The organism is uncultured Pontibacter sp., from assembly GCF_947495565.1.
GTDB lineage: Bacteria > Bacteroidota > Bacteroidia > Cytophagales > Hymenobacteraceae > Pontibacter.
Window position 1 is genome coordinate 66068 of sequence record NZ_CANLZM010000010.1, and the last position, 13779, is coordinate 79846.

The following is a 13779-nucleotide window of genomic DNA, read 5'->3' on the forward strand; positions in this document are numbered from 1 at the left end:
CTACAAAACAAGCATTAGAGGCAACCAATCTACCCAGTAATAGAGTCTCAGTAATATCAGCGAAAAGGTTTAGTTGTGTAACTTGCCTCTTTTTTTTACGCATAACAAACTACGTTAGTATTTGCCCTTCTACATAAAGAGTCCGTTACAAAACAAGACTGCATACTCATGTTCGATGAAAGACAAATGAACCCATTTGTACCTGGTTTTACTTAATAATTATTCTAATTACCACTATGACTGATGATTTAACAGACGTTCGTATGCAGTTTTTAGGTGGTGCAGGAACTGTAACCGGCTCAAAGATTTTAATTAAGACTAATAAGCATCAGGTATTAATAGATTGTGGTTTGTTTCAAGGGCTGAAGCAATTACGACAACAGAACTGGGAGACACTGCCTTTAGAGGTTAATCAAATAGATGCCATAATTCTGACCCACGGCCATCTGGATCATTGCGGGTATCTTCCAGTGCTTGTCCGGAATGGTTTCAAAGGTCCAATCTATGCCACTCCCCCCACCCGGGATATAACCGAAGTTATACTGCGGGACAGTGCCCAGATACAAGAAGAGGAAGCCATGTTAGCAAATGAAGGAGGTTATTCAAAACATGATCCTGCCAAACCACTTTATGACAAGAATGACGTTGATCTTACAATGGCTCTTTTTAAAACCCAGAAAGACAGGATCTGGGTTAGATTAAATAATGATTTTGAATTCTGCTTTCGTAAAAGCGGGCATATTCTTGGATCAGCTATTATCGAGCTGAAATGCAAGCATATCAAATTGGTCTTTTCCGGGGATATTGGCAGAAGGCGACCTTTGCTCATGGAGCCTCCAGCAATTGTAAAAGATGCTGATTATGTTGTATTAGAGTCTACATACGGCGACAGGCTGCATAGTAAAGCTTCACCTTATCAAGAAGTGGCAGAGGTTGTAAATCATACGTACCAGAAAGGTGGAGTACTGGTCATCCCGAGCTTTGCTGTAGAGCGAACGCAAGAGCTTTTGATTATACTTAACACACTTCGTAGCGATAGAACAATTCCGTCTGTCCCTGTGTATCTAGATACCCCTATGGGTATAAACGTAAGCGACCTTTACCTGCATCACCGTGATTGGCACAGTTTAACCCCAGGCGATTCATCTTTAATGATGCGGAATATTCATATCGTTCGGAAAATGGAATATTCACAGCGTATACTTGATAAACATGGGCCTAAGATCATTATTGCCGGCAGTGGTATGGTTACGGGTGGCCGTGTGCTGTACCACTTAGAAAACCTATTGGGTGCAAAAGAGAATACTGTATTACTGGTTGGTTTTCAAGCACCCGGTACAAGAGGCAGCCTGTTGTGCAGTGGTGCTGATGAAATTAAAATTCGTGGCAAATATTATCAGGTAAAAGCAGAAGTTCGGCAAATAGGGTCACTGTCTGCGCATGGCGATCAGGCAGATCTACTTTGGTGGTTGAGTAATTTTGATAGATCACCGAAACAAGTTTTTCTAAATCACGGGGAACCACAGGCCATGGAAGCACTTAGACTTAAAATAACTGATACCTTTAAATGGCCAGTAACTGTAGCAGAACAAGGAAGAACCTATAAACTGGAGTAATCAGTTATACGACATTGTACTTATTAAATCTTATGACTGCTCTTACCTTTATTTTTTAGATGATCAAAGGAGATTGATGTTTCTGTTACTTTTAAATTTTACTTGAAAAAATATTATTATATCATCTTCAATAGTCTCGACCCGCACCATTACTATACTAGAATAGTCTTCAGAAAAAACAGGAAAAGAAAATCGATTGCAGACCCAACATGCTGAGCTCAAAAAAGAGGCTGAATACCCTTGTAAAACGTTAAGCTTTTGGGAAAGCGAGAAATATCTCTTTGTCAGGTTCAGTTCGGAGCTTAAGATAGAGCTACTGGAAATCGAGTAGAATCTGGAAAAGTGCAAGTCAGCGTTATCGTACCGCAAGGGTAAATGGATTTTTGCCTTTTCCAGCCAAGTACAAGGGTTTTGAGCCTAAAAATGAAAGGGAAAAGCGATCACAATAATCACTTTTCCCTCCTGGTAGCCCGTAGGGGAATCGAACCCCTGTTACCAGAATGAAAATCTGGCGTCCTAACCCCTAGACGAACGGGCCGTTCTGTCTGATTGTGGTGCAAATATAGCGGGTGTTTTTTTAACTGCAATAGCCTTGGCAATAAAAAAGTGCACAAAGTGTGAAAGCTGCTGATTTACAAACAAATAATTTTATCTCTCAAAAGAAATAACACTGTAAAGCTCCGGCTCCAGGAAAGGGCCGCCTGGGTGCTCTGCTGTATAATCGAAGTTAATCCAAAGATCATCGCCTGTTTCGTGGAAGTGGATTTTACCTCCGGCTACCTCATCAGGGAACAGCGTTCTTACTGCATAACTGATTTTTTCGAGGTCATCCACGTGTCCAAGCTTCACTTCTGTATACATGTGGCTTGGAGAAATAACTACTCTAGCCTCACCGCCAATTGCCATAATAGACGATGCCATCAATATAGAATAGTCGTCGCAGTCGCCGGCTAGGAGCTGCATACTTTCAGTGGGTGGGGAATAGTAATCCATTCCAAGCGGATCATTGACATACCTCCAACTCTGGCGGATGTGCTTGAACAATGAAAAATACCGTGTCACTTTACCAAACTTACGGTAATACTCATCATGAAAATAGCGAGTCGAGTTTTCTACTGCGAAGGCTCGTACTTTAGGGTGCGTAGGCTGCATAGCACTTTTAACCCGCTGGTTCTGGAAATAAGTGCCTCGCACCGGTTTAAAATAGGATACTTTGTGCGGGTTGCTTGTCATGTTTACAAGCATAGCATTGTAGTCATCATACATGCCTTCAAACGTCTGCGCCTTAAAAGTGCTGTTGAAAGCAAACATGCCAAGTATACCTATAAACATCAGTACAATTAGTTTACGGCTATACTTTGTAACAATAACTGAGGTAGCGGCAGCGGCCATTAGGCACAGCAAAAAGTGCAGTTCATAGTTCATGCTGCCGAGAGGTTCTATGTAGAAGCTCAGCAATACGGCCATCGGGAAGACAATAATGATCTGGATGAACCGCACTATAAAGTTCATAATGTTTTGGCGTAGGTAGTGCGTCATGTTTATCCTGTTTAGAAGGTTTGGAGCGTCGGAAGAGAGTCGGGTAATATTGGTAAAACTTTATACTCTCTATTGATCTAACGCAAATTCCAGGCCTTTTTACTCCATCTAAAGCCTAATTTTTTGGTTTTTTTTCTCAGCCGATATTCAGACTGTTTGAATATAGGTTGATATGATATTTAACGCGTTGCTTTATAGTTGATTATGCATGTTGAGTCATCAAATTATAAGCTAATTGATGCTCTAAGTATGAATGTTCTCAACTTCAATCAGCGTTGTAAAACCCGCATCTATACTACTGATACTGAATGTACAGAGGAGTAGGAGTGAGCGCTATGATTTCCTCCGGCGTCATGAGGCGCGGGCTTTTCCGATGGTCGTTTTTATAGAAAACTTTAAATCCTGTAAACTGTACCGGTTCGTTCTGAATATAACGTCGGTAAGTGTCCTTTTTCAAGGCAGGAGAGCCCCATCCGTCCATGTGCATAACGACCTGTGCCTCAGGCCTTAGTTCTATCTTGTCAGAGTTTGTGATCATGCCCTGTGTAAAGCGGTGGACAATGAGCAATTTAGGGGGCAGTTGGTGCTCTCTTACCAAGCCGGCCATGTAGCTGGTGGCGTAGTTTATGTCTTCCGCATCAAAGGTTCCGATGCTTCGACCCGGAACTTTGCCGTTTTTCATTGAGAATTCCGCATCTATGCCTAAATGGACATGTGGTAGTTTCAGATATTTCTCCAGCTGCGGCAGCTCTTCCTGCAGGGTGCTGTGGCCAACCTGCACATCCAGAAATACAATGGCATCTCTCTGTTTAGCAAGCTCCAGCACATCATCTATCATCTTATGCGTCATCCGCAGCCTATATTTTCCCCCTGCGCTGGGGTGGCCTTGGGCAGTAACAACAATGGCATGCAAAGCAGGTTGCACAGGGGTGAGCGAGTCTGCTTTTGTCCAGTTTGCCACTTCCTCATCCAGCTTTGCCAGCATTTGCTCGGGCGGCAGTTCTCCAAGTATGCCCATGCGTTTGGACAGCAAATTGCCATAATAAGCGACGATCCTTTTACCCGGAAGCACGGCACCTGGCAAAGGCTTTGGGCCCGGGTAATTCCATTCAACGCTTTCTTCTATAACAGGTGCGGCAGCTGCTGTTTCAGTGGTTGCCACTGCAGTAACAGCGGCTGACCTGTCTTGTGCAGTGGTGGCTGTTTTATCGGGTGGGGCTGCAGACAGCGCGGCGGCATTGGCATCCTGCTCCTGGTTACACGCTGTGTTCAGGAGTAAAGCGCAAAATATGGCTACACCGGAAGTATAACGAACTAAAGAGCGGTTATTGTTAGGTGTAATGGGTGTTATTGTTTTGGTTAGGCGTGAGAAAGGGTATAAACGCATCATTCGGCACAGATTCATCAACTCGTGTTTTAAAAGTATAAGAGACCATTAATTTATACATTTTCCAGCACTTATACTTATCCTATGCCCTAAATTAAGGATAAAATATCAGGAGTGGGTGTAGTGGCGCTTCAACCATTGGCTTAAACCGGACAAACCAGGTAGCAGTACACGCTCCGTAATATTTGCCTGATCCAGCTTATCACGGACTTCCCATTTCAACTCTTTGGGGATAATGACACGGAAATACAGATCAGGGTGCTGGAGGAGCCACTTGCTCAGTTCCGCTTTTACATCAGACATCATGGAGAAGAGCGCGTATTGGTGCACAATACGGGCATCCAGCGAAGGTGGCTCCAGAAATATGACGTAATCCTCATCCTGAAAACTTTTAAGGGCTTTGAAGGATGGCGCAACAGGCTCCAGCATTTCTGGGGTAAAAACATTAGAGCCCTCCTCCTGCAAAGTATGGCGCAGAGTGGAGGGCAGGTACTCGCTCGACTTAACATAGTTCATACACCAAACACAGGCATCCTGGTCATACTGATCTAAATCGGCAGTGGCAAAGTGCAGCGCCACATATGGCGAATAAGTCCAATCGAGCAGGCGGGTCGGCAGACCGTGATGCTGCGCTACGGCAAGCCAGTTCCAGATAGAGTCTCCGGGGGTGGAGTTATTGAATGCGTACTTCCGAAAGTTGCGCAGCAAGTGCGGCTCCAGTTCTTCATACTTCGGGCCGATGCGCATGATACTTGTGCCAAGGTCAAAGGATTTGCTCCAGGTGCCCCGGTAGACATAAGAGGAACGGAAACGGCTAATCTTGTCATCCCAACTGTTGTTGAAAAGGGCGTCCTGAAGCTCAGCCCAACTTTTAACTATAATATCCTGTCCTGTTTCCACACAATCAATTTAAAGTTCTGACAAAACGTAGGTGCTCGATCCACATATACTACACCCTTGCTCAATGGTTTCAGGAGCTACATGCGATCTAAATATACTTCAATAAAACCGTTTTACTTATATGAACTTGGTGTACATTTTTTTGAAATCCTATATATTAATATACTTCATTTTAAATTTATAAAGTATAATATTATTTATAACATGAATATACTCAGAGCGTAAGACTGAACTATGTTTAACAATATATCAAAACAAACTTATGTTTTATCATGATAGTAAACTTCAGTATAAAGTAAGGGTTGAGAAGCCAAACCCTGCTTTTGCAAATATGTTACAGCAAGCCATAGGTGGTGTAGAGGGTGAGATCAGGGTTTGCCTGCAGTACCTTTTCCAGGCTTGGGGATCGAGAGGGCCTCAGAAATACCGCGACATGCTGATGGAAACGGGTACGGAAGAAATGGCGCATATCGAAATGCTGGCTACAGCAGTTGCTCTTAACCTGGAAGGTGCACCGCTATCGCTGCAGGAGGAGATGGCAAAAGACAAGGTGATAGGCGCGGTGATGGGCGGCATGAATCCGAGACACGTACTTTCGTCGGGAATGGCAGCCATGGCCGTGGATAGCAACGGAGTTCCGTTTAACGGCTCGTGGGTAGTGGGCAGCGGCAACCTGGCAGCTGATATGTACGCCAATGTAATGGCCGAATCGACTGGCCGTGTGCTGGCTACGCGCCTTTGGGAAGCCACCGATGACCCAGGCATGAAAGATTTACTGTCGTTCCTGATCGCCCGCGATACCATGCACCAAAACCAGTGGCTGGCCGTGCTGGAAGAGCTAGGAGGGCTGAACGGTGTACACCCAATTCCAAACTCGTTCCCGCAGTCGGAAGAGAACCAGGAATTTAACTATGCCTTCGTATCAACTAAGATTAACGATGATGAGGGATCCGGTGAGAAAATGAGAAGCGCCCGTTGGGGCAACGGCCAGTCCATAGATGGCAAGGGAGAATTTAAAGTTTCACCTGCTATGCCACTGGGAGGTATGCCGCAGCTTGCCCCACCTGACCCACGCGGACATGCGCAGAAAGAACAGATGACAGGCAGTGAGGGCGGTGTCTTAAATAAAGTGAAGGATAAGCTTACCTAAGAGCTTGGCAAACGGTTGAATAGGGGAGGTGTAAACTTCCCCTTTTTTTGTTAAAAAAGGCCCAGCTGTTTGCCCTTGCGTTGGCAGAAATGGGTGTAGTTGTAAGGTTTCATACTTCTTCCGGCCATATACTTCTGTTTGCTCATTCTGAATAGATTGGCGATTAGCGCTGCAAACTGTCCCTCGCCGTGCATGCGCACACCAAAGCGACTGTCGTTAAGTTGACCTCCGTGGCAGTCTGCAATCTGGTTCAGCACCTTTTGAGCTCGGTCCGGAAACGCTTCTTTTATCCAATCTTCGAAAATCGGGCCGATACTTCCGTTCAGCCGCACCAAAGTATAAGCCGCACTGCTGGCGCCTGCCGCTGCGGCAGCTTGGATCAAGGCCGGTATTTCAGAATCGTTCAGGCCGGGTATGATGGGAGCCGTCATCACATTAACGGGTATGCCTGCCTCACTCAGCTTTTTTACCAACGCCAGCCTTTTGGCAGCAGAGGCGGTGCGAGGCTCTAGTTTCTGTCGCAGTTCTTCATCTAAGGTCGTAATGCTGATGCTCACATGCACTAAATCATACTTGTTCAACTCCTCCAGCAGGTCAAGGTCGCGGAGGATAAGCGCGTTTTTGGTGATAATGCTAACGGGGTGGCGGTACTGCAGCAGAACTTCCAGCACAGTCCTAGTCAGTTTTTTCTTTGCTTCTATAGGCTGATAGCAATCTGTGTTTCCGGCCAACATGATAGGCATCACCTGCCAGTTTGGGCTTTCCAACTGCTTGGCAAGCGTTTGAGCAGCGTTTTCTTTAATGATGATCTTGCGCTCAAAATCTAGGCCGGCGCCGTAGCCCCAATACTGGTGTGTGTTGCGGGCATAGCAATAAACGCAGCCGTGCTCACAGCCCTGGTATGGGTTTAAAGAGTAGCCAAGACCGAGATCCGGACTATCCACTTTGTTTACCACTTTTTTAGGATGCTCCTTCAGAAACTCCGTTTTAGAGTTGCTGACCATTGGCTCGTCCAACCCCTCTAAGTGGTCTTGAACGTATTCCTGTTTCAGGTAAGGATTGGCAGGGTTAAACTGTGCACCTCGTCCTTTTAAAAAATCATCAGCCTTCATCATACCTTACAAATATTTACTAATTATATTGGATATACTAATGATATTAGTTGTGTGTTGAGTAAATTGGAGGTGACGGACCTTTTATAGGTAATACTTAAAACAGGTGAGCTAAAACCCTTTCGTAACAATGTGTTTTAAACAGGTGAGTTGGCAAAAAAACTGTTTTTCATACTATACAAGTATGGTTTTAGCCTGCTGCTTCTGCTATCGATTTTTTGTAAGCTGTTAATGCTCTGTCTCGGGCCATGTTGTGGTCTAGCATCGGTTTTGGATAAGCAGGTGTGCCGAACTCAGGTACCCAACGCTTAATGTATTCGTTCTGCTTGTCGAATTTTTTGATCTGGTTATCTGGGTTGAAAACGCGGAAGTATGGTTGTGCGTCTGCGCCGGTTCCTGCTGCCCACTGCCAGTTGCCAACATTGCTTGCCATCTCATAGTCCAGCAGCTTTTCGGCAAAGTATGCATCGCCCCAGCGCCAGTCAATCAGCAGGTCTTTTACCAGGAAGCTTGCCACTACCATTCGCACCCGGTTATGCATGAAACCTGTAGCGTTGAGCTGGCGCATACCTGCATCTATCAGCGGGAAGCCTGTTTTGCCTTCGCACCATTTCGCAAAGTCCTCTTCGTTGTTGCGCCACCTGATGTGCCTGAACTTTGGAGAGAAACTCTCCTGTGCCGATTCCGGAAAATGATGGAGCAGTTGCATGAAAAACTCACGCCAGATAAGCTCCTGCAGCCATGTATCGTTATACTTCAAAGCAACCTGCACCGCCTCCCGCACACTAACAGTGCCAAAGCGCAGGTGCGGGCTGAGGCGGGAAGTGGCATCAAGGGCAGGTATGTTGCGAGTTTCGTCGTAAACCTTCAATGTCTTAGGGGTAAGATCTGGTTTGAGTGTGGGTATATCAGACCGTTGAAAACCTATTTTCTCCAGCGGCGGCACCTGGGTTTTGGGATGTTCGTAAAGCTGATCAAAGTGTTTTTCTGTGGGATAAGGTGATGCCATACTTTCTTCAAAGGCTTTTTTCCAGGCGTTTTTGTAGGGCGTGTATACTTTATAAGGCGTGCCGCTTTTGGTCATCAGCTCGCTGCGCTCAAATATCACCTGGTCTTTATAAGATTTATACTTCAGGCCGTGCTCATGTAGCAAATTTTCTATTTCCGTGTCCCGCTCATGGGCGTAAGGTTCGTAATCGTGGTTGGTGTAAATGCCTTCCACCGGGTACTGCTGCAGCAGCGTTTTGATGACATCAAGCGGCTTTCCATACTTTACAAGCAATGTGCTGCCTTGCTCTTCCAACCTGCGGTGCATCTCGGTAATGCTGTCATGTATAAAAGTGACGCGGGCATCTTTTCTATCTTCTAACTGGTCTAGTATAAGACAATCGAAAATGAAGAGCGGCAGCACGGGCTTGCCGGAGGCAAGGGCATGGTAAAATCCGGCGTTATCGTGCAGGCGAAGGTCGCGGCGGAACCAAAAAAGGAGCATCTGTAAAGGCTGAAGCGTTATGGGAAGTATAAATCAGGCTGAAATTAGAGTAGTTTTACGGAGCTCATGCCGCCGTCTATGTGCAGAACCTGCCCTGTCATCCAGCTGGAATCCTGGCTAAGGAGAAAAAGCGCGGCGCTGGCCATGTCTTGTGGCTGGCCTACTCTGCCCAGCGGGTGCCTTTTAGCTGACGCCTCAGCTTTTTCGGGTGTGCTGAGCAGGCTCTGGGCAAGGGGCGTATCGGTAAGGGACGGAGCAACGGCGTTAAACCTGATTTGAGCGTTGGCATACTCTGCGGCAAGTGCCACTGTTAAACCTTGTACAGCTGCTTTTGCAGTGGCTATAGAAGTATGAAAAGGCATGCCAAGCTGCGCCGCCACCGTGCTGAAAAGCACCACACTGGCTCCATCCGCTTTCTTGAGCAGCGGCATCACTGCCTTCAGGACCTGCACCGCGCCAAGCACGTTTAACTCAAGGTCGGTTCTGAAATCCTCTACCTGCAGGCGCTCGAAAGGCTTTAGTTTGATGCTGCCAGGGCAATACACCAGCCCGTGCAGCTCGTTCGGCAGTTCTTTTAAAATAGAGTCGTCAAACTGCATAACATCAAGCGGCAGGTGCTGTAAACTCAAAGCCTCCGCTTCTGAAGATTGCTTGCGTGAGGCCGTGATAACATTTGCGCCTTTTTCCTGCAGCGATTTGGCTGTTTGTAATCCTATTCCGGAGGTTCCTCCTATAATAAGTATGTTTTTGTCTTTAAATGGCATGGCAGCGTTTTTTAGGAAGTATGTCTTCTGATTTTAACTTTAACCTCCGCACACTTGCTTTGTTTGCAGCAGATAAGCAGTAAGTACAAAAAAACAGCTTAAAACCGGTCTGCGTGCTATATAACCTTCTGAAGGAAAAACATGTATTATCAGGATCTATAGCTCAATATTTAACCTTCCATATATAATAGTTCTTAATCCTAAAAGCATTATCTTGAGAACCATAGACTGCAGTTTAAAGCAGCCTGCACTAGCAAGTATAAATGATCAACTTTTTACATCTCACCTTCTATGAAAATTAAAAAAGTGCTTGTGGCCAACCGTGGCGAGATTGCGATTCGGGTACTGCGCGCCTGTACCGAAATGAACATCGAAACGGTGGCAATCTATACCTACGAAGACCGCTATTCGCTGCACCGCTACAAAGCAGACGAGGCTTATCAGATCGGGAAAGACAACCAGCCGCTTCAGCCTTACCTGGACATCGACGGCATCATCAAAATTGCTAAGGAAAACAACGTGGATGCTATTCATCCGGGCTATGGCTTCTTATCCGAAAATCAGCATTTTTCTCAGCGGTGCGCTGATAACGGCATTATTTTCATCGGTCCGAAACCAGAGGTGATGGCCTCGCTCGGCGATAAAATTGCAGCCAAGAAAGTAGCTATCAGCTGCGAGGTGCCGATTATCCAAAGCAACGAGCCTGACCTGGACACGTTTGAAACGGCCCTGGAAGAGGCGCACCGCATTGGCTACCCGCTCATGCTGAAGGCTGCGGCAGGTGGCGGCGGCAGAGGCATGCGCGTGATCCGGGACGATGAGCAGCTGGAGAAGGGCTTTTTTGAGGCGAAAAACGAAGCGCTCAAAGCATTTGGCGACGACACGGTTTTCCTGGAGAAGTATGTAGAGAACCCCAAGCACATCGAAGTGCAGATCGTAGCTGATACCTATGGCAACATCACGCATCTTTTTGAGCGGGATTGCTCGGTGCAGCGCCGTTTTCAGAAAGTGGTGGAGGTTGCGCCCGCCATCAGCCTGGACGAAGAAATGCGCCAGAAGCTTTACGACTACGCTATCCGTATTTGCAAGGCTGTAAACTACAACAATGTGGGCACAGTAGAGTTTCTGGTGGAGCCGCACACTAAAAACATCTTCTTTATTGAGGTGAATCCGCGCATTCAGGTGGAGCACACGGTAACGGAGATGATCACCGGCATCGACCTTATCAAAACACAAATTTACATTGCGGATGGCTACAGGCTGGATGACGAGGAGGTGCTGCTGGGGCCGCAGCACAGCATAAGAGCCAACGGGGTAGCTATTCAGTGCCGTATCACCACCGAAGATCCTGAAAACGACTTTAAGCCGGATTATGGTACTATTATAGCCTATCGCAGTGCCGGCGGTTTTGGTATCCGCCTGGACCAGGGCAGTGTGTACACAGGTGCTAAGATCAGCCCTTTCTTCGATTCGCTTCTGGTTAAGGTATCTACGCATGCGCCTACGCTTGCCCTGGCTGCCACCAAAATGGCGCGTACCTTGGACGAGTTCCGCATCAGGGGCGTGAAACATAACATTCAATTCCTGCAAAACATCATCAACCATCCGCAGTTTATCTCCGGCGATTCCACCGTTGATTTCGTGAAGAGCTACCCGGAACTGTTTGTGTTTAAGCAGCGCAAGGACAGGGCAACCAAGATGCTGACTTACCTTTCGGATGTGATCGTGAACGGCAACCCTGACGTGAAAAAGGTGGAGCCGGAAAGAGTGCTGCGCAAGCCGGATTTGCACGGTTTCAACCTGCAGAAGCCTTACGAAAAAGGCACAAAAGATCTGCTGACTGAACTGGGACCGGATGAGTTCTCGAAATGGCTACGCAACGACCCGCAAATACATTATACCGATACCACCTTCCGGGATGCGCACCAATCTTTGCTGGCTACGCGCATGCGCTCTTTTGATATGCTGAAAATTGCGGAGGCCTACGCCAAAGATCACCCGCAGACTTTTAGCATGGAAGTATGGGGCGGCGCCACATTTGATGTTTGCCTGCGCTTTCTGCATGAAGACCCTTGGGACAGGCTGGCGCAGATCCGGAAATCGGTGCCAAACATACTGTTGCAGATGCTTATCCGGGGCTCCAACGGAGTAGGGTATAAAGCGTATCCAGATAACCTGATAGAGTCTTTTGTTGAGAAATCCTGGGAAACGGGAGTGGATATTTTCCGCATATTCGACTCGCTGAACTGGATGAAAAGTATAGAGCCCTGCATCAACTTTGTGCGCAAGCGTACTAAAGGGTTGGCTGAGGGCACCATCTGTTACACCGGCGACATCCTGAACCCGAAGAAAACAAAGTATAACCTGGAGTATTACCTGCAGCTGGCCAAGCAACTGGAAGATGCCGGAGCACACATTCTGGCGGTAAAAGATATGGCAGGCCTGCTGAAGCCTTACGCTGCCGCTGAGCTTGTTACGGCCCTGCGCGACACAGTCAAACTCCCGATTCATCTGCATACGCACGATACTTCTTCCGTTCAGTCGGCAACGTACCTGAAGGCGATAGAAGCAGGCGTAGACGTGGTAGACGTGGCATTGGGTTCTATGTCGGGGCTTACCTCGCAGCCGAATTTCAACGCTATGGTGGAGGTGATGCGTTTTCAGGAGCGCCACCGCGAGTTTGATCAGAAGAGCCTGAACCAGCACTCCAACTACTGGGAAACAGTACGCGAGTATTATTATCCGTTTGAGTCTGGGTTGAAAGCGGGAACAGCCGAAGTATACCGCCACGAGATTCCGGGTGGGCAGTACTCTAACCTGCGTCCGCAGGCCAACGCGCTCGGCCTTGGAGCCAAATGGGAAGAGATAAAAGAGACTTATGCCGAAGTAAACCAACTCTTTGGTGATGTGGTGAAGGTAACGCCAAGCTCTAAAGTAGTTGGCGACATGGCGCTGTACCTGGTATCTAACGGTCTTACCACCATTGATGTGCTGGACCGAGGCGAGCAGATATCTTTTCCGGAGTCGGTGCAGTCGTTTTTTAAAGGTGAGCTGGGGCAGCCTGTAGGCGGTTTTCCGAAAAAGCTACAGGACATCATCCTAAAAGAAGAAAAACCCTTTACAGACCGGCCAAACGAACACCTGGAGCCGGTTGATTTTGAGAAGGAGTTTGCGGAGTTTCAGGAGAAGTTCGGCAAAGAGGCCAAGTTCACGGATTTTCTGTCTTACCAGCTTTACCCGAAAGTATACGAGGCGTACCACAAGCACTTGGAGCAGTATGGTGATGTCTCTAAAATACCGACGCGCCTGTTTTTCTACGGGCTGCAGCCTGGCGAGGAGTCTATTATAGATATCGCGCGCGGCAAGTCTATCGTGATCAAGTACCAGTCGATGGGCCATGTAAACGAAGACGGCATGCGTACGGTGTTCTTTAAGCTAAATGGGCAGAGCCGCAACATTGATGTGCGCGACCGCTCGGTGAAGGTGGAGCGTGTAGAGCATCAGAAAGCGGATAAAAACAACCCGAAACAGATTGGGGCGCCGCTGCAGGGCATGTTGTCTAAAATTTTGGTGGAGAAAGAGCAGAAGGTAAAGAAGAACACGCCGCTCTTTATTATAGAAGCCATGAAAATGGAAACAACCATCACTGCTTCGGCCGATGCTGAAGTTGCCAGCATAACCTTGCCTGAGGGCGAGCTGGTAAATACCGATGATCTGGTACTGACCCTGGTTTAGCAGGAGAAACATACTTTTAAGGCCAGCTCCTTTAGGAGGAGCTGGCCTTCTTTTATACTTGCTGCTCAGGTTTAAACAGGCGCA

9 protein-coding genes and 1 tRNA gene are annotated in these 13779 nt (G+C 47.2%); 3 read left to right on the plus strand and 7 right to left on the minus strand.

The annotated features are described in order from the left end of the window. Positions 1-236 precede the first annotated feature (236 nt). Positions 237-1616, plus strand: a complete 1380-nt coding sequence (locus tag Q1B04_RS13370; protein ID WP_299759541.1) for an MBL fold metallo-hydrolase — start codon at positions 237-239, stop codon at positions 1614-1616. Positions 1617-2079: 463 nt separating this feature from the next. Here Q1B04_RS13370 and Q1B04_RS13375 read toward each other — a convergent pair. The 4 genes from Q1B04_RS13375 to Q1B04_RS13390 form a co-directional block, all read right to left on the minus strand. Beyond that, positions 2080-2154: transfer RNA gene (locus Q1B04_RS13375), tRNA-Glu, on the minus strand. 110 nt (positions 2155-2264) lie between these two features. After that, positions 2265-3155 (minus strand): transglutaminase, encoded by an 891-nt coding sequence (locus Q1B04_RS13380; RefSeq protein WP_299759543.1) that lies wholly within the window; start codon positions 3153-3155, stop codon positions 2265-2267. A gap of 295 nt (positions 3156-3450) precedes the next feature. Then, positions 3451-4560: a hypothetical protein gene (locus Q1B04_RS13385; RefSeq protein ID WP_299759545.1), complete on the minus strand. Its 1110-nt coding sequence runs from the start codon at positions 4558-4560 to the stop codon at positions 3451-3453. A gap of 90 nt (positions 4561-4650) precedes the next feature. Then, on the minus strand, positions 4651-5442 hold the full coding sequence (locus Q1B04_RS13390; protein ID WP_299759547.1) for an FRG domain-containing protein: 792 nt from the start codon (positions 5440-5442) through the stop codon (positions 4651-4653). A 262-nt stretch (positions 5443-5704) separates the two neighbouring features. On the opposite strand from Q1B04_RS13390, the gene Q1B04_RS13395 reads away from it, so the two are divergent. Continuing rightward, on the plus strand, positions 5705-6592 hold the full coding sequence (locus Q1B04_RS13395) for a manganese catalase family protein (protein WP_299759549.1): 888 nt from the start codon (positions 5705-5707) through the stop codon (positions 6590-6592). 50 nt (positions 6593-6642) lie between these two features. Here the strand turns inward: Q1B04_RS13395 and Q1B04_RS13400 are convergent, their stop codons facing one another. The 3 genes from Q1B04_RS13400 to Q1B04_RS13410 all read right to left on the minus strand — a co-directional run bounded on the left by Q1B04_RS13400 (position 6643) and on the right by Q1B04_RS13410 (position 9960). Then, complete coding sequence (locus Q1B04_RS13400) at positions 6643-7704, minus strand: PA0069 family radical SAM protein (RefSeq protein ID WP_299759770.1); 1062 nt, start codon at positions 7702-7704, stop codon at positions 6643-6645. Between the two features lie 190 nt (positions 7705-7894). After that, positions 7895-9196, minus strand: coding sequence for a deoxyribodipyrimidine photo-lyase (locus Q1B04_RS13405; protein ID WP_299759551.1), 1302 nt, complete (start codon positions 9194-9196; stop codon positions 7895-7897). A gap of 44 nt (positions 9197-9240) precedes the next feature. Then, positions 9241-9960 carry an SDR family oxidoreductase gene (locus tag Q1B04_RS13410; RefSeq protein ID WP_299759553.1) on the minus strand — a complete coding sequence of 240 codons (720 nt, stop codon included), beginning with the start codon at positions 9958-9960 and terminating at the stop codon, positions 9241-9243. Between the two features lie 291 nt (positions 9961-10251). Between Q1B04_RS13410 and Q1B04_RS13415 the strand changes: the two genes are divergently transcribed. Beyond that, on the plus strand, positions 10252-13695 hold the full coding sequence (locus tag Q1B04_RS13415) for a pyruvate carboxylase (protein WP_299759555.1): 3444 nt from the start codon (positions 10252-10254) through the stop codon (positions 13693-13695). Positions 13696-13779: the final 84 nt, after the last annotated feature.

Excerpts from the sequence above, each read along its gene's own strand:
- Q1B04_RS13415 (WP_299759555.1), top strand. The coding sequence starts at position 10,252 with ATGAAAATTAAAAAAGTGCTTGTGGCCAACCGTGGCGAGATTGCGATT.
- Q1B04_RS13370 (WP_299759541.1), top strand. The coding sequence starts at position 237 with ATGACTGATGATTTAACAGACGTTCGTATGCAGTTTTTAGGTGGTGCA.
- Q1B04_RS13385 (WP_299759545.1), bottom strand. The coding sequence starts at position 4,560 with ATGAATCTGTGCCGAATGATGCGTTTATACCCTTTCTCACGCCTAACC.
- Q1B04_RS13380 (WP_299759543.1), bottom strand. The coding sequence starts at position 3,155 with ATGACGCACTACCTACGCCAAAACATTATGAACTTTATAGTGCGGTTC.
- Q1B04_RS13410 (WP_299759553.1), bottom strand. The coding sequence starts at position 9,960 with ATGCCATTTAAAGACAAAAACATACTTATTATAGGAGGAACCTCCGGA.
- Q1B04_RS13395 (WP_299759549.1), top strand. The coding sequence starts at position 5,705 with ATGTTTTATCATGATAGTAAACTTCAGTATAAAGTAAGGGTTGAGAAG.
- Q1B04_RS13405 (WP_299759551.1), bottom strand. The coding sequence starts at position 9,196 with ATGCTCCTTTTTTGGTTCCGCCGCGACCTTCGCCTGCACGATAACGCC.
- Q1B04_RS13400 (WP_299759770.1), bottom strand. The coding sequence starts at position 7,704 with ATGAAGGCTGATGATTTTTTAAAAGGACGAGGTGCACAGTTTAACCCT.